Annotated in this window: 24 protein-coding genes; 14 read left to right on the top strand and 10 right to left on the bottom strand. The window is 33.1% G+C overall.

The window, feature by feature from the left end; genetic code table 11:
- Positions 1-16: 16 nt before the first annotated feature.
- Positions 17-253, top strand: a complete 237-nt coding sequence (locus ACH2BV_RS07590; protein WP_395050123.1) for a hypothetical protein — start codon at positions 17-19, stop codon at positions 251-253.
- Positions 254-316: 63 nt separating this feature from the next.
- Here the strand turns inward: ACH2BV_RS07590 and ACH2BV_RS07585 are convergent, their stop codons facing one another.
- Positions 317-2,512, bottom strand: a complete 2,196-nt coding sequence (locus ACH2BV_RS07585) for a RecQ family ATP-dependent DNA helicase (RefSeq protein WP_395050122.1) — start codon at positions 2,510-2,512, stop codon at positions 317-319.
- Positions 2,513-2,599: 87 nt separating this feature from the next.
- Between ACH2BV_RS07585 and ACH2BV_RS07580 the strand changes: the two genes are divergently transcribed.
- The 5 genes from ACH2BV_RS07580 (at position 2,600) to ACH2BV_RS07560 (ending at position 5,802) form a co-directional block, all read left to right on the top strand.
- Positions 2,600-3,565 carry an SIS domain-containing protein gene (locus ACH2BV_RS07580; protein ID WP_395050121.1) on the top strand — a complete coding sequence of 322 codons (966 nt, stop codon included), beginning with the start codon at positions 2,600-2,602 and terminating at the stop codon, positions 3,563-3,565.
- Positions 3,565-4,386: a twin-arginine translocase subunit TatC gene (tatC, locus tag ACH2BV_RS07575; RefSeq protein WP_395050120.1), complete on the top strand. Its 822-nt coding sequence runs from the start codon at positions 3,565-3,567 to the stop codon at positions 4,384-4,386. Before ACH2BV_RS07580 ends, tatC begins: the two co-directional genes overlap by 1 nt.
- Positions 4,370-4,714, top strand: coding sequence for a carboxymuconolactone decarboxylase family protein (locus tag ACH2BV_RS07570; protein WP_395050119.1), 345 nt, complete (start codon positions 4,370-4,372; stop codon positions 4,712-4,714). The genes tatC and ACH2BV_RS07570 overlap by 17 nt, the downstream gene beginning before the upstream one ends.
- A gap of 89 nt (positions 4,715-4,803) precedes the next feature.
- Positions 4,804-5,544, top strand: a complete 741-nt coding sequence (gene lptB / locus ACH2BV_RS07565; RefSeq protein ID WP_395050118.1) for an LPS export ABC transporter ATP-binding protein — start codon at positions 4,804-4,806, stop codon at positions 5,542-5,544.
- Between the two features lie 18 nt (positions 5,545-5,562).
- A complete protein-coding gene (locus tag ACH2BV_RS07560) occupies positions 5,563-5,802 on the top strand; it encodes a DUF5808 domain-containing protein (protein WP_395050117.1) in 240 nt (79 codons plus the stop codon).
- On the opposite strand, the gene ACH2BV_RS07555 is transcribed toward ACH2BV_RS07560, so the two are convergent.
- Together ACH2BV_RS07555 and ACH2BV_RS07550 are read right to left on the bottom strand one after the other, a co-directional pair.
- Positions 5,803-6,666, bottom strand: coding sequence for a glycoside hydrolase family 25 protein (locus ACH2BV_RS07555; protein WP_395050116.1), 864 nt, complete (start codon positions 6,664-6,666; stop codon positions 5,803-5,805). It abuts the gene before it with no gap.
- A 7-nt stretch (positions 6,667-6,673) separates the two neighbouring features.
- Positions 6,674-7,384, bottom strand: a complete 711-nt coding sequence (locus tag ACH2BV_RS07550) for a CDP-alcohol phosphatidyltransferase family protein (RefSeq protein WP_395050115.1) — start codon at positions 7,382-7,384, stop codon at positions 6,674-6,676.
- Positions 7,385-7,660: 276 nt separating this feature from the next.
- Here ACH2BV_RS07550 and ACH2BV_RS07545 point away from each other — a divergent pair, with 276 nt between their 5' ends.
- Together ACH2BV_RS07545 and ACH2BV_RS07540 are read left to right on the top strand one after the other, a co-directional pair.
- Complete coding sequence (locus ACH2BV_RS07545; RefSeq protein ID WP_395050135.1) at positions 7,661-8,647, top strand: PorV/PorQ family protein; 987 nt, start codon at positions 7,661-7,663, stop codon at positions 8,645-8,647.
- 24 nt (positions 8,648-8,671) lie between these two features.
- Positions 8,672-9,808, top strand: a complete 1,137-nt coding sequence (locus ACH2BV_RS07540) for a DUF4105 domain-containing protein (protein WP_395050114.1) — start codon at positions 8,672-8,674, stop codon at positions 9,806-9,808.
- On the opposite strand, the gene ACH2BV_RS07535 is transcribed toward ACH2BV_RS07540, so the two are convergent.
- From ACH2BV_RS07535 to ACH2BV_RS07525, 3 genes are all read right to left on the bottom strand, one after another.
- The gene (locus ACH2BV_RS07535; RefSeq protein ID WP_395050113.1) at positions 9,809-11,203 is read right to left on the bottom strand and encodes an exopolysaccharide biosynthesis polyprenyl glycosylphosphotransferase; all 1,395 of its coding nucleotides are present in this window, start codon (positions 11,201-11,203) and stop codon (positions 9,809-9,811) included.
- A 110-nt stretch (positions 11,204-11,313) separates the two neighbouring features.
- Positions 11,314-12,402, bottom strand: a complete 1,089-nt coding sequence (locus ACH2BV_RS07530) for a glycosyltransferase (RefSeq protein WP_395050112.1) — start codon at positions 12,400-12,402, stop codon at positions 11,314-11,316.
- The gene (locus ACH2BV_RS07525; RefSeq protein ID WP_395050111.1) at positions 12,399-13,517 is read right to left on the bottom strand and encodes a glycosyltransferase family 4 protein; all 1,119 of its coding nucleotides are present in this window, start codon (positions 13,515-13,517) and stop codon (positions 12,399-12,401) included. The genes ACH2BV_RS07530 and ACH2BV_RS07525 overlap by 4 nt, the downstream gene beginning before the upstream one ends.
- 247 nt (positions 13,518-13,764) lie before the next feature.
- On the opposite strand from ACH2BV_RS07525, the gene ACH2BV_RS07520 reads away from it, so the two are divergent.
- The 6 genes from ACH2BV_RS07520 to ACH2BV_RS07495 all read left to right on the top strand — a co-directional run bounded on the left by ACH2BV_RS07520 (position 13,765) and on the right by ACH2BV_RS07495 (position 19,025).
- Positions 13,765-14,532, top strand: coding sequence for a ParA family protein (locus ACH2BV_RS07520; RefSeq protein WP_395050110.1), 768 nt, complete (start codon positions 13,765-13,767; stop codon positions 14,530-14,532).
- A gap of 4 nt (positions 14,533-14,536) precedes the next feature.
- Entirely contained in the window at positions 14,537-15,436 is a 900-nt protein-coding gene (locus ACH2BV_RS07515; RefSeq protein WP_395050109.1) for a ParB/RepB/Spo0J family partition protein, read from the top strand.
- A complete protein-coding gene (locus ACH2BV_RS07510) occupies positions 15,436-15,996 on the top strand; it encodes a DUF5683 domain-containing protein (RefSeq protein WP_395050108.1) in 561 nt (186 codons plus the stop codon). The genes ACH2BV_RS07515 and ACH2BV_RS07510 overlap by 1 nt, the downstream gene beginning before the upstream one ends.
- A 10-nt stretch (positions 15,997-16,006) precedes the next feature.
- On the top strand, positions 16,007-16,708 hold the full coding sequence (gene dapB, locus ACH2BV_RS07505; RefSeq protein WP_395050107.1) for a 4-hydroxy-tetrahydrodipicolinate reductase: 702 nt from the start codon (positions 16,007-16,009) through the stop codon (positions 16,706-16,708).
- A gap of 70 nt (positions 16,709-16,778) precedes the next feature.
- Complete coding sequence (lepB, locus tag ACH2BV_RS07500) at positions 16,779-18,332, top strand: signal peptidase I (protein ID WP_395050106.1); 1,554 nt, start codon at positions 16,779-16,781, stop codon at positions 18,330-18,332.
- A gap of 66 nt (positions 18,333-18,398) precedes the next feature.
- Complete coding sequence (locus ACH2BV_RS07495; RefSeq protein ID WP_395050105.1) at positions 18,399-19,025, top strand: WbqC family protein; 627 nt, start codon at positions 18,399-18,401, stop codon at positions 19,023-19,025.
- A 9-nt stretch (positions 19,026-19,034) separates the two neighbouring features.
- Here the strand turns inward: ACH2BV_RS07495 and ACH2BV_RS07490 are convergent, their stop codons facing one another.
- The 4 genes from ACH2BV_RS07490 to mutL all read right to left on the bottom strand — a co-directional run bounded on the left by ACH2BV_RS07490 (position 19,035) and on the right by mutL (position 23,786).
- Positions 19,035-20,081 (bottom strand): endonuclease/exonuclease/phosphatase family protein, encoded by a 1,047-nt coding sequence (locus ACH2BV_RS07490; RefSeq protein ID WP_395050104.1) that lies wholly within the window; start codon positions 20,079-20,081, stop codon positions 19,035-19,037.
- 63 nt (positions 20,082-20,144) lie between these two features.
- Positions 20,145-21,017, bottom strand: a complete 873-nt coding sequence (locus ACH2BV_RS07485) for a rhomboid family intramembrane serine protease (RefSeq protein WP_395050103.1) — start codon at positions 21,015-21,017, stop codon at positions 20,145-20,147.
- A gap of 115 nt (positions 21,018-21,132) precedes the next feature.
- Complete coding sequence (locus tag ACH2BV_RS07480) at positions 21,133-21,945, bottom strand: rhomboid family intramembrane serine protease (RefSeq protein ID WP_395050102.1); 813 nt, start codon at positions 21,943-21,945, stop codon at positions 21,133-21,135.
- Complete coding sequence (gene mutL / locus ACH2BV_RS07475) at positions 21,942-23,786, bottom strand: DNA mismatch repair endonuclease MutL (RefSeq protein WP_395050101.1); 1,845 nt, start codon at positions 23,784-23,786, stop codon at positions 21,942-21,944. The genes ACH2BV_RS07480 and mutL overlap by 4 nt, the downstream gene beginning before the upstream one ends.
- Positions 23,787-23,846 lie beyond the last annotated feature (60 nt).

Here is a 23,846-nt window from a genome sequence, read left to right as displayed (position 1 = left end):
CAAAGAAAAGTTCAAAATGTCTAGACAAATAAAATTAATATGGGATTTTCGTGGTCAGGCTTCGGCAAAAACGGCTGAACATCACGAAATTCATTTGAAGGAATATATTCATGCCGAAAAATTATCACCAAATATCACTGGTTTTGAAATCTTTAGCGAAATGTATGCAATTGCTTTTATGGTCGTAACAGACGGGAATATGATTCAAGTAAGAGATGCTTTGAAACCACATCGAGGTGAATTGGTTGAGTAATTTCAGTATTCATTCGCAGTTTCCAGTTATCAGCTGAGAATGAATACTCCGAATGCAAACTACTTAATTCGCTACTTCACTTATAAATTTTATACGCATTAGGCGTAATTCTTCAAGGTCATAATCACCTTCAAATTCTTTCAAAGCATTTTCAATATTATCTGAATGCGATTCCATAAAATAATCGTGAATTTCTTCTTGTTGGTCGTCATCCAGCATTTCATCAATCCAATATTTGATATTCAGCTTCGTCCCCGAATTCACGATTTGTTCCATTTCAGAAATCAATGCATCCATAGTCAATCCCTTAGAAGAAGCAATATCATTTAGTGGTAATTTCCTGTCTATATTCTGAATGATATACAGTTTGTTAACTGAATTAACTCCTGTTGATTTAACAACCAAATCATCTGGTCGAATAATATCATTTTCTTCTACATAATGACTGATCAATTCAATAAATTCCTTGCCGTATTTCCTTGCTTTTCCTTCTCCAACACCGTGAGTATTTATTAACTCATCAATACTCATTGGGTATTTCAAGGCCATATCTTCTAACGATGGATCTTGAAATACCACAAAAGGAGGAACACCTAATCTCTTCGCTGTTTTTTTACGCAGGTCGCGCAACATGCCCATCAAAACTTCATCAGCGACTCCGGTTGATTTTGCTGCAGTTACAATAGCTTCGTCTTCGGTTTCATTGTATTCGTGATCTTCTGACATCATAAAGGAAACTGTTTTTTTGATAAAATCCAGTCCTTTTTTCGTGATTTTTACGACACCATAAGTTTCTATATCTTTTGATAATAAACCATCAACTAATACTTGTCGCAATAAAGCCATCCAATATTTTTCGTCATGATCAGAACCGGTACCAAAAAAGGTTTGGCTATCAGTTCTATGCGCTTTAATGACTGCGTTTACTCGACCAACCAGTGTAAAAACAACTTCTTTGGATTTATAGATATGTTTAGTATCACGAATCACTTCGAGTAATTTAACTACTTGATCTTTAGCTTCAATCTTAACTTTTGGATTGCGAACATTGTCATCCATATCGCCACCTTCTCCAGTTTCGTTATCAAATTCCTCACCAAAATAATGCAAAAGAAATTTTCTTCTTGACATTGAAGTTTCAGCATAAGCCACCACTTCCTGCAATAATGCGAAACCTATTTCCTGCTCAGCAACGGGTTTCCCTGATAAGAATTTTTCAAGTTTTTCAACATCTTTATAAGAATAATAAGCTAAACAATGTCCTTCACCTCCATCACGACCTGCCCGTCCCGTTTCTTGGTAATAACTTTCCAATGATTTTGGAATATCGTGATGAATCACAAAACGCACATCGGGTTTGTCTATTCCCATACCGAAAGCAATCGTTGCAACGACCACATCTACATCTTCCATAAGAAACATGTCCTGATGTTTGGCACGTGTTTTAGCATCTAAACCCGCATGATAAGGAACTGCGCTTATTCCGTTTACTTGTAAAACTTCGGCTATAGCCTCAACTTTTTTACGACTTAGACAATAAATAATTCCTGATTTTCCTTTGTGTAGTTTTATAAAACGAATAATATCTGATTCGATATTTTTAGTTTTGGTACGTACTTCATAATATAAATTAGGCCTGTTAAAGGAAGCCTTATAAGTTGTTGCGTCAACCATATCTAGGTTTTTCAGGATATCTTCCTGAACTTTTGGGGTGGCTGTTGCTGTAAGTCCTATAACGGGAATATCTCCTAATTGCTTGATAATATGTTTAAGATTTCTATATTCAGGTCTAAAATCGTGACCCCATTCCGAGATGCAATGCGCTTCGTCAATGGCAACAAATGAAATAGGTACAGTTTGAAGAAAAGTTATATATTCTTCCTTAGTCAAGGATTCCGGAGCTACATATAAAAGTTTTGTCAAACCTGACGAAATATCTTTTTTGACTTGAGCAATCTCAGTTTTGGTAAGTGATGAGTTCAAAACATGTGCAACCCCATTTTCAGAAGACAAACTTCTAATGGCATCGACTTGATTTTTCATTAAGGCTATTAAAGGAGAAACAACGATGGCTGTTCCCTCTTGAACTAAAGCAGGCAATTGATAACATAGTGACTTACCACCGCCTGTAGGCATAATCACAAAAGTATTTTCTTTATTAAGAATACTATTTATAACTTGTTCCTGTAAACCTTTGAATTGGCTGAAGCCAAAATACTTCTTTAATTCTTTGTGGATATCAATTTCGTTTGAATTCATTCTTTATTAATGGTATTTTATCTAAATTTGCGACACATAAAGATACTACTTTCTTTTACACATACAAATATTTATAATAATTCTATTTTGGACACAAAAGAAAATATATTGATTTTGGCAAAAAAAACCATTCTTTCAGAGAGTGAATCTATTGCAAAACTAATTGATTTTATTGACATTAACTTCGCAGAAGCAACTCAAATCCTTTTTAATTCCAAAGGAAGATTGATAGTCACGGGAATTGGAAAAAGTGCGATTATAGCTCAAAAAATGGTTGCTACATTCAATTCTACTGGAACTCCATCACTTTTTTTGCATGCTTCTGAAGCTATTCACGGTGATTTAGGCATGGTACAACCCGATGATGTTGTCATTTGTATTTCAAAAAGTGGCAATAGTCCCGAAATAAAAATTCTTATTCCTATATTGAAACGATTTGGAAATAAATTAATTGCTATAACGGGAAATATAACTTCTTTTTTGGCGAAAGAATCCCATTATATTTTAAATACTACTGTTGATGCTGAATCTTGCCCACTTAATCTAGCGCCAACAAATAGCACCACAGCACAGCTAGTTATGGGTGATGCGCTTGCAGTATGTTTAATGGAATTGAGAAATTTCACTCCAGAAGATTTTGCAAAATATCATCCTGGCGGTTCCCTCGGCAAAAAATTATTGCTGCGCGTAAGCAATATGCTCGATGAAACTCATAAACCTAGTGTTACACCAAATTCAAGCATTAAAGAAGTTATTTTTGAAATTTCAGCAAAGCGTCTTGGTGTTACAGCTGTAATTGAAAACGAAAAAGTGTTAGGAATTATTACTGATGGAGACATTAGAAGAATGCTAAACGAAAATGATAGTTTTACTCATTTGACGGCCAAAGATATTATGACAAAAAATCCAAAAATGATACAATCAACCACTATGGTTGCCGAAGCATTAAATATTCTTGAAGATTTCTCCATCACTCAATTGGTTGTTGTTGATAATGGTGAATACAAAGGCGTAATTCATTTACATGACATTTTAAAAGAAGGAATTGTATAATGGAGAAAAAGCAACTTAAAGAAATGTCGTTTTTAGATCATCTTGAGGAATTAAGATGGTTATTGGTTCGAAGTTCTGCAGCAGTAATAATAATGGCCTTCCTTACTTATTTTATAAGTGATTATTTGTTCGATGTCATCATTTTTGGACCAACACGTCCATCCTTTTTTACCTATCGTTTATTTTGTGATTTATCGCATCAATTAAATTTTGGCGAAAGTATTTGTATTGAAGAATTGCCTTTTATTATTCAAAATACCGAAATGGAAGGTCAGGTAAATATGTTTGTTTGGATGTGTATTTTGGCGGGTTTTATTTTGGCTTTTCCTTATATTTTATGGCAGATTTGGAGTTTTATCAGCCCAGCTTTATATGAAAAGGAAAGAAAAAATGCTAAAGTATTTATCTTTATTTCCTCAATTCTTTTCTTCTTAGGCGTACTTTTTGGCTATTATATAGTCATCCCAATGTCAGTAAATTTTGTGGCAACTTTTACAGTCAGTGAAATGGTCAAAAACCAATTTACTTTGGATTCTTATATTGGAATGTTTAAAACATCCGTTTTAGCAGGAGGAATATTTTTTGAATTACCAATAATAATGTATTTCTTGACAAAACTAGGATTAGTAACTCCCGATTTTTTACGAAAATACCGAAGATATGCCATTGTAATTGTTCTAATAGTTGCAGCAATTGTTACGCCACCTGATGTGGTGAGCCAAACTATTGTTGCCATTCCGATGCTGATTATTTTTGAATTAAGCGTAATTATCTCTTCCATTGTTTATAAAAGAAAAATAAAAAATGAGCAACTTAGTTAAAGAATTCAATGACTATCGTTCTAAAATGAACGAAAAATTATTGGCCGACAATAATAAAATCGTAAAAAGAATTTTCAATCTTGACACCAATGCTTATGCTGCGGGAGCACTTGATGTAAAAACCAAAGAATTGCTAGGTTTAGTGGCTTCGGCGGTTTTGCGTTGTGATGATTGTGTAAAATACCATTTGGAAAATTGCCATAAAGAAGGCATTTCAAAAGAGGAAATGATGGAAGCAATGGGAATTGCAACGCTTGTAGGCGGAACTATTGTTGTTCCTCATTTGCGCAGAGCTTATGAGTTTTGGGAAGAATTGGAAAATAATTAATAATTTTTAAATGGTGAATTTGGTAATTTGTTTATTCGTTAATTTATCGAATACACAAATACACAAATACACAAATAACCTTTTTTAGAATGAAGTTAAGAGCCGAACATTTAGTTAAAACATATAAAGGACGAAGTGTTGTTAAAGGCATTTCTGTAGAGGTAAACCAAGGCGAAATTGTGGGACTTTTGGGTCCAAATGGTGCCGGAAAAACCACTTCATTTTATATGATTGTAGGATTGGTAAAACCAAATATGGGCAATATCTATCTTGATGATTTGGATATCACCCATTTTCCAATGTACAAAAGAGCTCAACAAGGTATTGGGTATTTGGCTCAGGAAGCCTCAGTTTTTAGAAAATTAAGTGTCGAAGATAACATTTTGAGTGTTTTGCAATTGACAAAACTTTCAAAGGAAGAGCAGGAAGCAAAAATGGAAAGCCTGATTGACGAGTTTGGTTTGCAACACATTCGCACCAATCGTGGCGATTTGCTTTCAGGTGGAGAACGTCGTCGTACTGAAATTGCTCGTTGTCTTGCCACAGATCCAAAATTTATTCTTCTTGATGAACCTTTTGCAGGAGTTGATCCCGTTGCAGTAGAAGATATTCAGCGCATCGTGGCACAACTAAAAAATAAAAATATCGGAATCCTGATTACGGATCACAATGTTCAGGAAACTCTAGCGATTACTGACAAGACATATCTTATGTTTGAAGGAGGCATTTTAAAAGAAGGCAAACCAGAAGAATTGGTCGTAGATGAAATGGTACGTCGGGTATATTTAGGACAGAATTTTGAATTGAGAAAGAAAAAATTAGAGTTTTAAAAAATTAAAATTTTAAAAATGGAAAATCAAGAAAAACCAAGTCAGGAAACAAAAGAAAAATGGAACCAAGACCCAAACAACTGGATCTGGGGAATTTTTTATTACAACAAAGAAGACAAACGCTTAATGCCTCCAAAAAGAATCCCTTTTATGGGTTGGACTGTAAACTTTGCCAATAGAAATTCAGTATTTCTATTCGTTTTTATAATGCTGCTTATTATACTATTTATTATATTTATGATTGAATTCAAAAAATAATTACTCAATAGTTATAAATCTCAACTGCTCTACATCGCCATTGTAAATATTAACATCTACATTGCCTTTAATCCCTGATACAGAAGCTTTTTCGGTGAATTGCCAAAAAAGCCAATCTTCCCCTATTTTCTCGCGATAAAAATTATAATTGGCAATCCAAAAAAGATAATTACTAAATTCTTCCTTCAAAAAATCATCATAATATTTCTCGCTGGTATAAATAATAGGTTTCACTTTATAATGTGTTTCAATAGCTTTTAGCCATCGCTTCAACCCTACTTTCAAACTATCTATAGATTGACCTTTGGGAAGTTTCTCTATATCTAAAACTGGTGGCAAATCTCCTTTTCGCAACTGAACTGATTTAATAAAAAGTTTTGCTTGTTCCAATGAGTTTTCGTTGGGACGATAATAGTGATAAGCGCCACGAATCATCTTGCTTTTTTTGGCACCAATCCAATTAGTTGTAAATTGCCGGTCTTCTCTATCGTTTCCAGCAGTGGCACGAATAAAAACAAACTCTAGCGGGTAATCGTTTTCTATGTTTTCGACCAAAGTCCAGTCGATTTTTCCCTGAAATTCAGAAACATCAATTCCAATTGCTTTTCCTTGGTGGTTTTCTAGAACTTGGTAATTTCGCACATCCGAAATGCGTTTAGCTTCGGCTTGTTCGTACTTTAATTTATAGGATTTAAAACCTAGATAATACAGCAATCCATTTCGATAATGATAGCCAATTCCTAAAAACAGAAAAATTAAAAAACCAATTATCGAAAAACGCAACAGTTTTCCAGAGAATAAAGAACCTTTCTTTCGAGGTTTTCGTCTGATTGTGGATCTGCTTCTGACCGCTTTCCGTTTCATTAAAAAACTACTTTTTCAGGAACTTGTTATTGACAACCGACAATAAAACGTAAGTAATGATAATCAGCGGAATGCCCAAGTATTGGAAGAAACCCAACAAAAATAATGATAAAGTCAAAAAGATAATTTGAAGCGCATTTTTCTTAAAAGTAAAATCTTTTATTTTTAAAGAAAATAACGGAATTTCTGCATTTAGAATATAGGCGCTGAATAAAGTAATAGCCAACAAAGCCCATTGATTAGACAAAATTTCAAATACAATTAACGAATCCGAATGTTTTAATACCAAAGGCAAACTTAATATAAACAAAGCATTTGCTGGTGTTGGCAAACCAATAAAAGAATCGGTTTGGCGTGTGTCAATGTTGAAATTTGCCAGACGATAACAAGATCCCAAAGTAATAATAAATCCTAAATACGGTAATATCCCTTGATGAGAGAATTCATCATAGTCCCCAGAAAGTAAATTAAACATTACATATCCAGGAACGACACCGCTGGTAACCATATCTGCCAAAGAATCCAATTGTAAACCCAGCGGACTAGAAACTTTGAATAATCTGGCAAAAAAACCATCAAAAAAGTCTAAAAAAATTCCGAGACAGACAAAAAAGAAAGCCATTTCAAAATTCAATTCAGCGGCAAAAACTAAGGCAATACAGCCCGAAAAAAGATTGAGAAGCGTAATTAAATTTGGAACGTGTTTTTTAATGTTCATTATTGTTTGAATTAGATTATCAAAGTTCACAAATTTAATATAATAAGTGATGGAGAAGTGCGTTTTTAATAGAGTTTTTTTAACAGCGAGTTCATTGGTAGTTTTATTTATCCAAAGGAAGGAATAAGCTCAGTAAAAAATTATATTTTTGGGAAAAATTAAACAGGCCTCATATCTGCAAAATAATCAATGTTGAAAAAAATTCTATTCTTCTTCCTCCTTTTGCTTTACGCAAGTACGTATGCGCAAACCGTCAGAAAGTATTCGAACGAGTTTATGAATATTGGTGTCGATGCTGCTGCCTTGGGAATGGCAAATGCAATGACTGCAAGCACCAGCGACGTAAATTCTGGTTATTGGAATCCCGCAGGATTGGTTCATCTTGAAGACCATCAATTGTCATTGATGCATGCCAATTATTTTGCCAATATTGCCCAATACGACTATATCGCTTATGCAAATACCATTGATGATGATAGTGCTTGGGGGATTTCTTTAATCCGTTTTGGTGTTGATGACATCATGAATACAACCGAATTAATCGACAGCCAGGGTAATATTGACTACAATCGAATCAGCCTCTTTTCCACAGCAGATTATGGCGTTACCTTTTCATATGCTCGAAAACTGCAAGTTCCAGGATTTCAATATGGTGTAAATGCCAAAGTGATTCGCAGAATTATCGGAAAGTTTGCCGGTTCTTGGGGTTTTGGATTTGATGCCGGATTGCAATTCGAAAAAAATGACTGGCAATTTGGCTTGATGGTCCGCGACATTACTACTACATATAATGTTTGGAGTATTGACGAAGCCGAATACAAGAAAATTGCCAATGCTATTCCGGGACAAAATCAGGAATTACCAGAAAGCACTGAGATTACAGCTCCGAAAGTACAATTAGGACTGTCCAAAAAATTTATTGTTCGTTATGATTACAGCATTTTGGCTGCAGCCAATATTAATATGCAATTTGCCCAAACCAACGATATAATTTCGACAGATTTTGTGAGTATTGATCCAGCTTTGGGATTTGAGTTTGGTTATACCGACTTAGTTTTCTTACGTGTTGGTGTTGGGAATTTTCAAAACATACAACAAATTGATAACTCAGAAAAAGTAGGTTTTCAGCCTAATATTGGTTTGGGATTTAAATACAAAGGCATCCAAATTGATTATGCCCTGACCAATTTAGGAAATCAAAGTGCAGCCTTGTATTCAAATATCTTTTCGGTAAAAGTAGATTTAGGCCTTTTTAGAAATTAATTTATTCTTTTAATATATCCATAAATGAATTCATCATTATTCAAAAAAATATTTTGTTTTGCTTTGTTGATTAGTTCAATGAGCAGCTTTGGACAGAACAGAATATTGTCAAAAAACGCTCGAGTAAGCATTATCACTTGTGAAACAGGCAATGAATCCTATTCGCTTTTTGGACATACTGCGATAAGGATTACCGACTTGGAAAATAATTTGGATCTTGTTTATAATTATGGTGCTTTTGATTTTGCCACACCTAATTTTGTTGCAAAATTTGCCAAAGGGGATTTACAATATTTTGCAGTTGTTAATGCCTATTCTGACTTTATGACCCAATATACCTATGAGCAAAGGAGTGTTTATGAACAGAAATTGAATGTTCCGCTGATTTACAAACAAAAATTATTTGACAATTTGAGTACTGCATTAGCATCAAGCGAAAGTTATTATACTTATAAATTTATAGATAAAAACTGTACTTCAATGGTAGTTGATATATTGAACAAAACATTAGGTTCCAAAATTATTGTCAAAAAAACCGACACTGATAAAACGTATAGAAGCATTTTATATCCTTATTTTGACAATTCCTTTTATGAAAAACTGGGAACTAGTATCATCTTTGGAAAGAAAGTTGATGAATATGGCACCAAAATCTTTCTTCCATTGGAACTTCATAAAAGTTTAAAGCAAATTAAATTTGAGAATTATTTGCTTTGTAAGGAGAGCAAAACTCTTTTGGAATTCAAAAAAGAATCACACAATTCTTGGTGGGATACTATTTATACTTATGTTTTGTTTCTTGGACTTATCCTTATTTTAAATAAAAAAAGTATCGACCAGTTTTATTTTTTGATAATGGGATTGTTAGGATTATTTTTCGGATTTATGGGATTTTATTCTTTTCATGAAGAATTGGCTTATAATTATAACATATTGTTGTTTAACCCAACTCTGCTTGTCTTGTACTATTATATGCTGAGAAAAAATAAGAAATGGACAATCAATTTATCCGTTATTAATATACTTTTCATAGTAGCATATTTAATCATAATGATTAATAAAGCACACTTATTGATTGTGTTGCCACTTGTGATAACCAGTTTAGTATTATTGACGAAAATTGCCATAAAGAACAGCAAACGAATTCCAATAATTGTATAACTATTGTCCTCTATAAAATAGGACTGTACTTATGGTTTTAATTGCAATATTCAAATCCAAAAAAACGCCTCGGTGCTTGATATAATACAAATCATATTGTAGTTTTATCAAACTGTCGTCCATAGATTCTCCATACGAATAATTCACTTGTGCCCAACCGGTTAGCCCTGGTTTTATGACATGTCGGGTTTCATAAAAAGGCATTATTTCGGCGATTTCTTTAACAAAGAAAGGTCGTTCAGGTCGTGGTCCAATAACTGCCATTTCCCCTTTTAAGATATTGAGGAATTGAGGAATTTCATCTATTCTGGTTTTACGAAGAAATTTACCAAAAGAAGTGACACGATTATCATTTGGCCCCGAAAATACGGCACCTTCTTTCTCCGCATTATTGATCATAGTCCTGAACTTGAGAATTTGAAATATTTTGCCATTTTTACCCACTCGTTCCTGATTGTAAAATAATTTTCCGCGATTTCCAATTGCATTTCCTAATAATATAAAAGGAATTAATAGCACTCCTAACAACAACCCGAAAATGCAAATTAATTGTTCCATTATACTAATATTCAACAAATAAAGACGATTATTATTACTCCTATTAAAAGGAAAAAACTTGTAAAAATCTCTGGTAATATAGTGCACCGGAATACGTTGGGTTTTATCTTCATAAACTTGGGTATATTCGCGAATAGTCGTCCCTGATTCTAATAAATGAAGTAATTCTTGGTATAATTCCACTGTAATATCTTCAGTATTTTGGGAGGCAACAACAATTTCGAACAAGTTATTTTCATTGACAAAAGAAACTAAATCATTAACACCTATATGTTGTACAAAATGGTATTCGAAGAGATCATTATTGATCCTATCAGAGTTTACATAAGCAACAATCCTATAATGTGGATCAGAGTTTTCCAGTCCCAAAATTAATTCTTCTACCTGATCCCTTTCACAAACCAATATCACGTTTTGTACAAATCTATTGGATGCCAAAAACTTGACATAAAAAGTTCTCCATAGAAGCAAGGCCAAAAGAAATGTAAAATAAAAAGTCAAAATTTGAAACCTATTGCTAGGTAACTCTGCTGAGAAAATTGGTGTCAACAAATAAAATAAAACAGTGGTTGATGCAGTAAGAATTGCACTTTTCAACACTTGATATTGATTACTTGCAACCTGCAGATTATACATTTCGAAAACAGTTCCAATTATATTGATGTATAGTGCAAGAGCAATCACATAATAAAAATTGCTTGTTGAAGTTACTAAATAAACTAAATCCAGAATATTACCGGTAAAATATAATGCTATCAAAACAAATAGAACATCAAAAACCCTTAGCAATATTTTTCGCTCAGAGACTTCAAAATGTATTTTGTTATTCTTATTCATTGTTACTTTTAAATTCTGTTATAAAAACAAATCTACATAAACATCCGATGAAATCAATAAAAAATCGATGACCTGCAATTATAACAGGTCAAACTTAATTATAAGGGTATTTATCTTGTTAATTTTTTACTCTTTTCTAACCAATTTAAATACTTATTTATCACAGTTTTCTCTGAGTAATTATTAATAATAGTCTCATTAAGTACCTTTCCAAAATTTGTAAGTAATGTGTCATTTTCTATCAATTTCACCACAGAATCATAAAACATTTCTGCATTGCTTACTTCAACTATAAACCCATTAATTTCGTTTTGGATTAATAAAGGAATTTCACCTACATTAGTTACCACAACTGCCTTTTTTTGCAATCCATATTCAAGCAACGCTACAGGTAAACCTTCTGATTTTGAAGTCAGTACACCAATAGTTGACTGATTGAGTATGTTTTTTATATCCTGCCTGGAACCATATATGAAAACGTTATTTTCTAAATTATAGTCCAAAATTAAAGTCCTGATTTTTAAAGAATAATCATCCTCAAAATCTTTTCCCACCAAATGAAATGTCCATTCAGGATGGGATATTTTAACTTTTTTAGCGACTTCTAATAATAAAAAATGGTTCTTCTGAACTCTCAAATTAGCCAAAGACACTATTCGTTTTCCTTGAATTCCTTTTAAAATAGTTTGTTCTGAAACTTCATTTTCCTGTGAAGGAAAATTAGGCAAATAAATAACATTTTTAAAATGTATTTTTTGTTCAGCCCAAACTTTAAGTTGTTGGTTTACTGCAATAATTCCCTTAAAAAATGGAAGAACAATTTTTAAACTTAACGACGGCCTTTTGGATAAAAACTCACTATCTCCATAATGATCGTGCCAAATTAACTTTATGGATGGATGAATTAACATCAACAAAAAAGCCGTAAAAAAAGAAGTGCTGTGTGCATGGATAATTTCTACCTCGTTTTCAACTGCAAATTTTTTCAATTTATAAAGTGATTCTATGTCAAATGCACTTTTCTTATTCAAAAAAAGATAAGAAACCTTTTTGCTAACCTGATTCAAAAGAGCTCCTTCCTTTCGAGTAACCACTAATCCCGAAAACTCAATTTCTTTTGCAAGTGCATTGGCATAGTTTACCGCCATTCGTTCAGCACCACCAGCTTCAAGAGAATCTATGATTTGAAGGACTCTCATGATTGTAACGATTTTTTAATTTCTTCTTCAAAAACATCCAAAGTATATTGTCTCGACCATTCACTAGCCTTTTGGCTTTTGCTTTTAAAGTCAGCTTCATTTCTCAAAAGATCTTCTATTTGCAAGATATCTTTTTCCAAGTCCATATTTAACAAAACCCCTCTATTGCCATAATCCAACATAAATGGCACGCAAGAAACCTTTGTTGATATTGGAACACAACCCCAAAACATACCTTCAGCAATTGCTTTTGGCCAGCCTTCACTATCCGATGGCAATAGCACAAAATGACTGGCTTCGTATGCTTTTTTTACAGTATCTTGTGTTTGATTTCCTTTCAACGAAATTATGTTTCCTAAATTATTATGGTTAATATATTCTACCAATTTATTCCTCTCCACTCCATCTCCATATAGAACTAATGCAACATTAAATCCTTTTTTATATAACGTTTCCACCAATTGGATAGCATATAATGGATTTTTTCCTGATACCAAAGCTCCCACGAAAATTAAACAAATTTGACCTTTTAAATCATTAGAAAAAAAGGTAGATTTATCTGTTTCTTTATAAGTTGCGGTAAAAAAAGGTTTGATGTTTTTCGAACTTCCTTCCCATTCGCCATAAACTAAAACCTTCATATTTCGTGTCAAAAAGGTATTGCTCAGAATCCACTTTTGAAAATTATAGGTCCATGGTTGTTTTGAATTTGGATCCCAATTACCTGCATATTTAGCTGTTTTGGTTTTATTTGGAAATAAAATCTGAATCAAACTCCCCAACAAACCAATATTTCCAGGACAGCGCAAATGAATATGATCGGATTTCTGCATAGCGGAATAAATCTGCCAACTAATTTTAGGTATTTTAAAAATAGTTTTTAACACAGCCTTTAAACTCAGTACATCAAAGCTTTCAATAGCTTTGAATTCTATTTTATCGTGATCATAGTTTAAGTCAATTGCTGTTTTCCTAGATTTGGATTCAGGCGCAACTATAATCAACTTATCCACCTGTTTTGCCCAGATATTCATTTCTCGAACATATGGCGAATAAGCAAAATATTGATTTTGCTCAAGGATATGAGGCACATGAGTAATGATGGCAAAAGTCATTATAGATTATTCGGTTGCGAATTAAAATTTCTCGTGTAAATATATTGCTAAATCTAATCAATATCAACACAAGAATTTAAATATTATGGTTTACAGTATTTAGGAAAATCCTTCTGAAATTTTTTGAATCGTCAAGAACAATTTACCAAAAACCAACTGCTAATCAAACCTTAACAAATGTTAACAAAATAGATTTTCAGAAACCATAATTAATTGTATTTTTACCGTTCAAAATTTAGAAAAATAAATGGGCAAAATCATTGCGATTGCTAATCAAAAAGGTGGTGTTGGAAAGACTACAACGTCAGTAAATCTAGCAGCATCACTAGGTGTTTTAGAAAAAAAAGTGTTATTGATAGATGCTGATCCACAGGCAAATGCAAGTTCAGGATTGGGTATTGATGTAAATACTGTAGAAATTGGAACCTATCAAATTATAGAACATAGCAATACTCCTAAAGAGGCAGTAGTGAAATGTTCAGCGCCTAACGTGGATGTGATACCATCTCATATCGATCTTGTCGCCATCGAAATCGAATTGGTTGATAAAGCAGATAGAGAATATATGCTCAAAAAAGCATTGGAAAGCATCAAAGATGATTATGATTATATCATTATAGATTGCGCTCCATCATTGGGTTTACTTACACTGAACGCTTTAACAGCGGCAGATTCTGTGATTATTCCTATTCAATGTGAATATTTCGCCCTCGAAGGTTTGGGAAAATTATTGAATACAATAAAAAGTATTCAAAAAATTCACAATCCAGATTTAGATATTGAAGGATTGCTTTTGACAATGTTTGATTCCAGATTGCGTTTGTCAAATCAAGTGGTCGAAGAAGTTCAGAAACATTTTAATGATATGGTTTTTGAAACTATTATTCAAAGAAATGTAAAATTGAGTGAAGCTCCAAGTTTTGGCGAAAGCATTATAAACTATGATGCCACAAGCAAAGGAGCCAATAATTACCTACAATTAGCTCACGAAATTATAAAGAAAAACAGCAAATAGTTTTATGGCAAAAGCAATAAAAAAACAAGCGTTAGGAAGAGGATTATCGGCTTTATTGAAAGATCCGGAAAACGACATAAAATCAGTAAGCGATAAAAATGCCGATAAAGTTGTCGGGAATATTATTGAGCTTGAAATTGATGCTATCGAAATAAACCCGTTTCAGCCAAGAAGTAATTTCAATGAAGATTCGTTAAGAGAATTAGCTTCTTCCATCAAGGAACTAGGCGTTATTCAACCCATAACTGTTCGAAAATTAGACTTCAATAAATACCAATTAATTTCTGGAGAAAGACGTTTACGTGCTTCAGCATTAGTAGGATTGACTACTGTTCCTGCTTATATTCGAATTGCAAACGACAATGAATCCTTGATTATGGCTTTGGTTGAAAATATTCAACGCCACGATTTAGATCCAATAGAAATTGCGCTTTCATATCAAAGATTAATTGATGAAATTCAATTAACACAAGAGCAAATGAGCGAACGTGTAGGAAAAAAACGTTCAACAATTGCCAATTATTTGAGACTTTTAAAATTAGATCCAATTATTCAAACCGGAATTAGAGATGGTTTCATCAGTATGGGTCACGGCCGAGCGATAATCAATATCGAAGATCAAGATATTCAAACTGATATTTACCAAAAAATTGTGAGCCAGAATCTTTCAGTTAGAGATACTGAAGCTTTGGTAAAAAATTATCAAGAAAGTTTAAAACCAAAACCTGCGTCAAAAGCCAAATCTGCCTCATTTGAAATTGCCGATACACAAAAAAACACATTCAACAATTATTTTGGAACAAAAGTAGATGTGAAAATCGCTGGAAATGGCAAAGGAAAAATCACCATTCCATTTCATTCTGAAGAAGACTTCAACAGAATTATAAAACTAATAAAAGACTAGTGAATAAATTCAGTTTCATCATTCTACTCCTTTTTGTTTTGGGAAACACATCGGTTTTTTCACAAAAGAAAACAGAAGCTACCTTGGTTGCAAAAGACACTGTGAAATCGAATGATATTGACCCTTTGACACCGGCAAAAGCAGCATTTTATTCGGCTATTTTGCCAGGATTGGGACAGGCTTACAACAAAAAATATTGGAAAATCCCAATTGTTTACGGAGCAATTGGAGTTAGTATGTATTATTATATCGACAGTAATAAAAGTTATCACCAGTATCGTGACGCTTATAAACGCAGATTAGAAGGCTACTCTGACGATCAATTTTCCTATTTGGATGAAAGCAGATTGGTTTCTGCCCAAAAATTTTATCAACGAAACAGAGATTTATCCGCATTATTTGTGGTTGGTTTTTATGTGCTAAATATCATCGACGCTAATGTTGACGCAGCATTGATACAATTTAACGTAAATGAAAATTTATCCATAAGACCCGATTTATATATGAACGATGTAACATCTAAGACAAATTTGAGTCTAACATTAAATTATAATTTTTAGAAACAAAAAAATGAAAATCGCACTTTTAGGATACGGAAAAATGGGACAGACAATTGAAAGAATTGCGCTGGAAAGAGGTCATGAAATTGTTTTGAAAAAAGACGAATTTAATACCTATGAAGGACTTTCGAATGCTGATGTTGCTATCGATTTTAGCATTCCAGCAGTTGCTGTAGAAAATATTTCAAGTTGCTTTTATGCCAATGTTCCTGTGGTTTCAGGAACAACAGGTTGGTTAGACCGTTATGACGAAATGGTGGCTCTTTGCAAAGAAAAAAACGGTGCATTTATTTCTAGTTCTAACTTTAGCTTAGGCGTAAATCTTTTCTTTGGACTCAATGAATATCTGGCTAAAATGATGTCTAAGTTTGATTCTTATAAAGTTGAAATGGAAGAAATTCATCATACTCAAAAACTGGATGCACCAAGCGGAACTGCAATTTCATTGGCAAAAGGAGTTATTGAAAATAGTGATTATACCAATTGGACATTAGAAGAAGCGAAAGAAAATCAAATTCACATTGAAGCTATTAGAACTGAAAATGTTCCTGGAACACATACCGTAACTTACAATTCAACAGTGGATACAATTGAAATAAAACATACCGCTCACAATCGTGATGGTTTTGCACTTGGTGCTGTTATTGCAGCAGAATGGATTGTAGGTAAACATGGGATTTTCACAATGAAAGATGTATTAAATTTAAAATAAACTTGTTTCTGGTTAAAGGTGAAATTTCAATTGACACTATCTTAAACTTTAAACTTTAAATAAAATAATTATGACACTATATCAATGGTTTGCTTTTTTCTTGATTGTACAAGTAATTCACTTTTTAGGAACTTGGAAATTATATGAAGCTGCTGGCAGAAAACGCTGGGAAGCAGCAATTCCTGTTTATAATGCTATTGTTTTAATGAAAATTATTGGTCGCCCAACTTGGTGGACGCTATTGATTTTTATTCCAATTATTAACCTGATTATGTTTCCTGTTATTTGGATAGAAACTTTAAGAAGTTTCGGAAAACGTTCAAGTTTAGACACTTTTTTAGGAATAGCAACTTTTGGTCTGTATATTTTTTATGTCAATTATACACAGAAATTAAATTACGTTTCTGACAGAAGCTTAAATCCAGATAATAAAACTGCTGATACAATAAGTTCGTTGCTTTTCGCAGTAATTGTTGCCACATTGGTTCATACATATATCCTTCAACCGTATACTATTCCTACTTCTTCTCTGGAAAAATCTTTATTAGTTGGTGACTTTTTATTTGTGAGTAAAATGAATTATGGCGCCAGAGTCCCTATGACAACGGTGGCTTTGCCAATGGTTCACGACTCCATTCCTTTGACAAAAAGTAAATCCTATATGAGTTGGCCACAATTACCATATTTTAGATTGCCTGCTTTTCAAAAAATACAACATTGTGACATTGTAGTTTTCAATTGGCCGGTAGATACCGTTTATAAATTCAGAGATAATTCAGGTAGAAGAGCTGATAAACCAATCGATAAGAAATCAAATTATGTAAAACGTTGCGTCGGAATTCCTGGAGATAGTCTACAGATAAAAGACGGAATTGTTTACATCGATGGAAAAGTATTGGCTTTGCCAGAAAGGGCTAAACCGCAGTATTCATACAAAATATCCATAGACGGAAAAACACCCATAGATTTTGAATATTTATTTAAAGATATGAATATCACTGACGGTGGAGGTTTTACAAGTGAAAAAAGAGATACGTTATTTGTTGCAGCATTGACAACCGAAAGTGTTGAAAGATTGAAAAATGTTCCCGGAATTACTTCTATAACAAGAATAATTTCAAAAGGTGTAGAAGATGGAATTTTTCCACATATCCATAAATGGAATCGTGATAATTTTGGACCGATTTACATTCCCCAAGAAGGAAAAACGGTAACAATAAATTTTATGACTTTGCCTTTTTATAGTAGAATAATTACCGAATATGAAAAGAACAAGTTGGAAGTTAAGGGTAGCGATATTTATATAAATGGAATTAAAACAAAAACATATACCTTCAAACAAGATTATTTTTGGATGATGGGAGACAATCGCCATAACTCTGAAGATAGTCGCTATTGGGGTTATGTTCCCGCAGACCATATCGTTGGAAAACCAGTTTTTATCTGGATGAGTTGGGATACAAACGGCAAAGGATTTAGTAAAATTCGTTGGGAAAGATTATTTACAACCGTTGGCGGTGATGGTCAGCCTCAATCCTATTTTAAATTTTTCCTATTTGCTTTAGCTGCCTTTTTTATAGGTGAGTATTTTTGGGAAAAAAGAAAAGAGAAAAAAAATATTTAGTCAAAAGTGTTTAGAGTTTAAGATCATAAAAACAAACTTAAACTTTAAACCTTAAACAAATAAAAGATGAAAACTCTAATCCATCCGACCTATTTTCCTTCGATTAGTCATTATGTTGCAATGACTCAAGCAGAAAAAATTGTGTTTGAAATGGAGGATAATTTCCAAAAGCAAACTAATCGGAATCGAACTTACATATACAGTCCAAATGGAATTCAGTTGCTGAATATTCCCGTAAAGCATTCGAAACAAATACATCAAAAAACTAAAGACATCAAAATCGAAACTGATTTTGAATGGCAAAAACAACATTTTAAATCACTGGAAGCAGCTTACAGAAGTTCTCCATTTTTTGAATATTTTGAGGATGACATCCGTCCTATTTTCGAAAAAAAATACGATTTCTTGATGGATTTAAATTTTGAAACAATGAGTTTTATTTCAAAATGTCTGCGAATGAAACTCGAATACGAAACTACATCAGAATATTTTCACGAAGTTGATTCAAATACAATTTTGGACTTTAGAATTTTAGCAGATGGAAAAAAAGACAATTATCAATTTGAAACTTATACTCAGGTATTTGATGATAAACACGGGTTTTTGAAGAATTTGAGTGTTCTTGATTTGATATTTAACGAGGGAAAATATGCTTTGGATTATTTGAAAAATCAGAAATTAATTCTAAAATAAAACATCAACCTATTCCATAGAAAGTTTCGCCATAATTGGATAATGGTCTGAATTTTCGAATTCAGGAAAACTTTCAAATTTCTTGACTGTCATTTTATCATCTGCAAAAATATAGTCAATTCTGGCTGGATAATATCGGAACTTATAAGTCGCTCCAAAACCTCTTCCCGCTTCTTCAAAACTGTCTTTTAATTTCCCTTTTATATTTCGATAAACATAAGAAAAGGCACTGTTATTCATGTCTCCACAAATAATTATAGGATATGGGCATTCTTTTTTATGCTCCTTAATCATTTCGGCTTGTTGCTGCTGTATCTTAAAAGCCTTGCTTATTCTATTAAAAAGCCGTTGTGATTTCCCTTGATTAATTGCATCAATATTATCGTTAATTTCGGTGACATCAGGCGAAATTTTTATGGATTGAAGATGCATATTATAGACTCTGATTATATCTTTCCCTTTTTTGATGTCAGCAAAAACAACATTATTATTGGAATTTGGAAACACAATATTTCCCTGATCTATAATGGGGAATTTAGAAAAAATCGCTTGTCCGGTTTTAATCTGATTTCCTTCCATTAAAATGTATCGATGGCGATACACTTTCAAATCAATATTGGCAGAATAAGAATATTCCTGAATACACAATATATCAGGATTCTTGTCATTTATGAAAGTCAAAATATTTTCCGGGACATCTTCTCTGTCTAACCATTTGAACACGTTCAGCAATCGAACATTATAACTCATTACCGTAAAATCTTTCTCGTTTTCAACATACTCCTTTGCCGAAAATTTATAGAATTTATTGATAAAAGTAATCCCCATTAAAAGCACCAACCCAGACAAAATCATTCTTTTCTTGAACTGAAATCCCCAATACAAGAAAAACAATCCGTTCAAAATAAAGAACAAGGGCATAAACAAAGTAAGAACTGATAAAAGCGGGAAAAGTTTTGGCGCCAAAAAAGGTAAAACATAAGCAACAAATGTTGATACAGTAAGTACTATATTCAAAAAAAACATCACTTTATTAAACCAAGAAAGGTTTTTCATTTTTATGTTTGTTTGTTGTTAATTGACAAACTGCCAACTGCGACTGAACACTGAATACTAATTTTATTTCCCGGCTTTAAACAAAAATTCTTTTTCTTCTTTTGTCAGACAATCATATCCGGAACGACTTATTTTATCCAAAATTTCATCTATTTGCTGTTGCGTTTTGTCTTTGGTTATAATTTTTGAAGTATGTTTCACCACTGGTTTATTATAATTTTTGTGTACCTTTTTGAATGGTGTGGATGGGGATTTCCGAAACAAATTAACAAAAAAATCTATTATGGTTGAAATAATTTTACTCAAATCGATTCCGTTTTGCAATAATTTAATAAAAATAAACCCAAAAAAAGCACCTGCTAAATGAGCAATATGTCCACCCGTGTTTTCAATACGAATTTGCATCAAGTCAATAACAAGAATAACAAGAGTAATGTGCCATAATTTAACGTTTCCAATGAGCAACAATCGCACATTCATCAAGGGGTTATAAGTTGTTGTAGCGACCAAAATCGTCATAATTGCTGCCGATGCGCCAACAATTGGCGAAATAATGTTCATTAAATAAAAGAACAAAACAAAAACTAAACCCGAGAAGATAGATGATAATATATACAATCCCAATAACTGTTTCTGATTAAAAAAAGTTAAAAACAATTGACTAGAAAAATTCAGAACAATCATATTGAAAAGAATATGGAAGATGTCAGAATGAAAAAAAGCATAGGTAATTATTGACCAAGGCTTCCATAGCAAATCCACTGGATTGGAAGACAAACTCACATATTGAAGAAAATCTATATCAATATTAACTAATCTCAACAGTCCAAAAATCACATACGAAACTATGAAGCAAGCAATATTCCAGTAGATTAACTTTTGAATCATTCCACCAAATTTATATTGTGATTTCAAGTCGTCTATAATACTAGCCATTTTTTCTAAATAAATTATTCTAAATCTTGTCATTTCGACAAAGGAGAAATCGCATTTGTTGCTCTCTTTATGAGATTCCTCGTACCTTGGAATGACAAATAAACTCACCCTGAACTTAATTCCAACGATTACCATTAAACTGGTTTTTCTTCCAAAACCACATCATTATAAAACCAGTTAATGCGCCACCAACGTGAGCAAAATGTGCTATTCCAGTACTTCCTGCACCAAAAATAGATTGTCCATTAAATCCTAAAAACAAATCGATTGCCAAAATTCCTGGTACAAAATACTTCGCTTTTATCGGAATAGGAATAAAAAGTAAAGCCAATTCCGCATTTGGAAACATAAAAGCAAAGGCAGCCAATAATCCATAAATAGCTCCAGAAGCCCCAATAACAGTGCCTTTTGAAATCATAGATGCTTCTCCAATCGCATTAAATTGTTGCTGAGTACAATGAACTCTTTCTAAAAGAGAGTTGATTTCACCAGCCATCATTTTCCCTTTTGAATCAAAAAGAGAGCTATAATCTGCATTTAATAATTGATGTAATTCTGAAGTTGATAAATTCAAATTTGCCACTTGTGATAACAAAGAATGAATCTCAATATAATTTACTACTGTATGCAATAAAGCGGCCCCTAAGCCACAAGAGATATAGAAAAACAAGAATTTTTTACCACCCCAAAAATGTTCTAACGCACTTCCGAAGGAATAAAGCGCAAACATATTGAATAATATATGCGACACATTAGGAAATGGGGCGTGCATAAACATATGCGTAATGAGTTGCCAAATTCTAAAACCATCATTTTCAGGATAATAAAGAGCAAATAAATCATACGCTACTGGCACAAAATAGGAACCAATAAAAAAGAGAATGTTAATTATTAAAAGTTGCTTTACAACTGGTGTGATATTCATCATAGTGCAAATTTTTTGTCTAAATCTTCCACACGCATCGTGATGAAAGTAGGTTTTTGAAATGGGGAAACATTGGGGTCTTTACATGCAAAAAGCCCGTTTACCAAGTTTTCCTGTTCTTTTTGTGTCAAATAAGTTCCTGTTTTTATTGCCAAACTTCGTGCCATAGATTTGGCAATCGTGTCATTCTGACTAAAACTACTTTCCGGAATTCCATCGTGTAAGTCACTCAAAAGTTGTTCCAAAACCAGTGAAGCTTCACTTTCTGAAACATTGACAGGCAATCCTGAAATAACCACACTGTCTTCGTTTGTTTCCTCGAAAACAAAACCCGTGTTGGTCAACGAAGGCTTTAATTCTTTTATCAATTGCATTTCTCCATTGGAAAAATACAAATGCAAAGGAAACAGCAATTGCTGGCTTGAAGCCAAATTGACTGTAATATTGGTCAGAAATTGTTCATATAAAATTCGTTGATGTGCTCGTTGTTGATCCACAATGATCATTCCTGATTTTATAGGATTTACAATATATTTTTTCTGGATTTGATAGGTTTTATGAACCGCTTGCTCTACATCTTCACTATTAAATAAAGACGAAGTTACTGCCTCATTTTCGAAAGTCATCGTTTCAACTTCCTCTGAATCCTGTTTTAATCCTATATACAAACTTTCCCAATTTGCAGTAGATTCTGGTTTTCTATAATTTATAAAATGTTTATTAGGTCTATTTTCTTCCGAAAACGGATTGAAACTGCCGTCAACTTGAATTGTAGGTGAACTTGCTTCCAAATCTTTGTAATGATATGGCGTGTCCAAATTAGCATCGCGTTCAAAATCCAAAACGGGCGCCACATTAAATTGACCCAAACTATGTTTTATCGAAGCCCTTAAAATTGCATACAAAGCAGATTCATCGTCAAACTTAATTTCGGTTTTTGTGGGATGAATATTAATATCGATGGTGTTTGGTGGAACCGTTAAATATATAAAATAACTGGGCTGTGCTCCATCTTTTAGCAAGCCTTCATAAGCTGCCATCACGGCGTGGTGTAAATAACCACTTTTTATGAATCTATCATTAACAAAGAAAAATTGTTCACCACGATTTTTCTTGGCAAACTCGGGTTTGCAAACAAAACCCTGAATGCTTACAATTTCGGTTTCTTCGTTAACGGGAACCAATTTTTCATTGGTTTTACCTGAAAAAACATTCACGATTCGTTGTCTCAAACTCGAAGGATGCAAATTAAACATTTCGCTTCCGTTATGATAAAAAGTAAAATATAGTTGCGGGTGTGCCAAAGCCACTCGATGAAATTCATCAATGATATGGCGGTATTCCACCGTATCCGACTTCAAAAAATTACGACGAGCAGGAATATTAAAAAATAAATTTTTGACTCCAAAAGAAGTTCCTTTTGGCAAAACTGCTACGTCTTGTGAAACAAACTTGCTGCCTTCAATTACAATGTGCGTTCCTAATTCTTCTTGATCTTGCTTGGTTTTCATTTCAACGTGAGCAATTGCAGCAATAGAAGCTAAAGCTTCTCCACGAAAACCTTTGGTATGCAAAGAAAACAAATCTTCGGCTTGACGTATTTTTGACGTTGCGTGACGCTCAAAACACAAACGCGCATCGGTGACATTCATTCCCAAACCGTTATCAATCACCTGAACTAATGATTTTCCGGCATCTTTCAAAATCAATTTAATATCATTTGCTCCAGCATCAACGGCATTTTCAAGCAATTCTTTAACAACCGAAGCAGGTCGCTGAACGACTTCTCCAGCGGCAATTTGATTAGCAACGTGATCAGGAAGCAATTGAATAATACTCGACATTAAAAAAGGATTTAAAATTTATGGTTTAAAATTTTGAAAAACCAATGGTGACAAATTTAA

The organism is Flavobacterium sp. (assembly GCF_043780635.1).
Lineage (GTDB): Bacteria > Bacteroidota > Bacteroidia > Flavobacteriales > Flavobacteriaceae > Flavobacterium.
The sequence above is the reverse complement of the archived record's forward strand: the minus strand, read 5'-3'. Positions and strand labels throughout refer to the sequence as shown.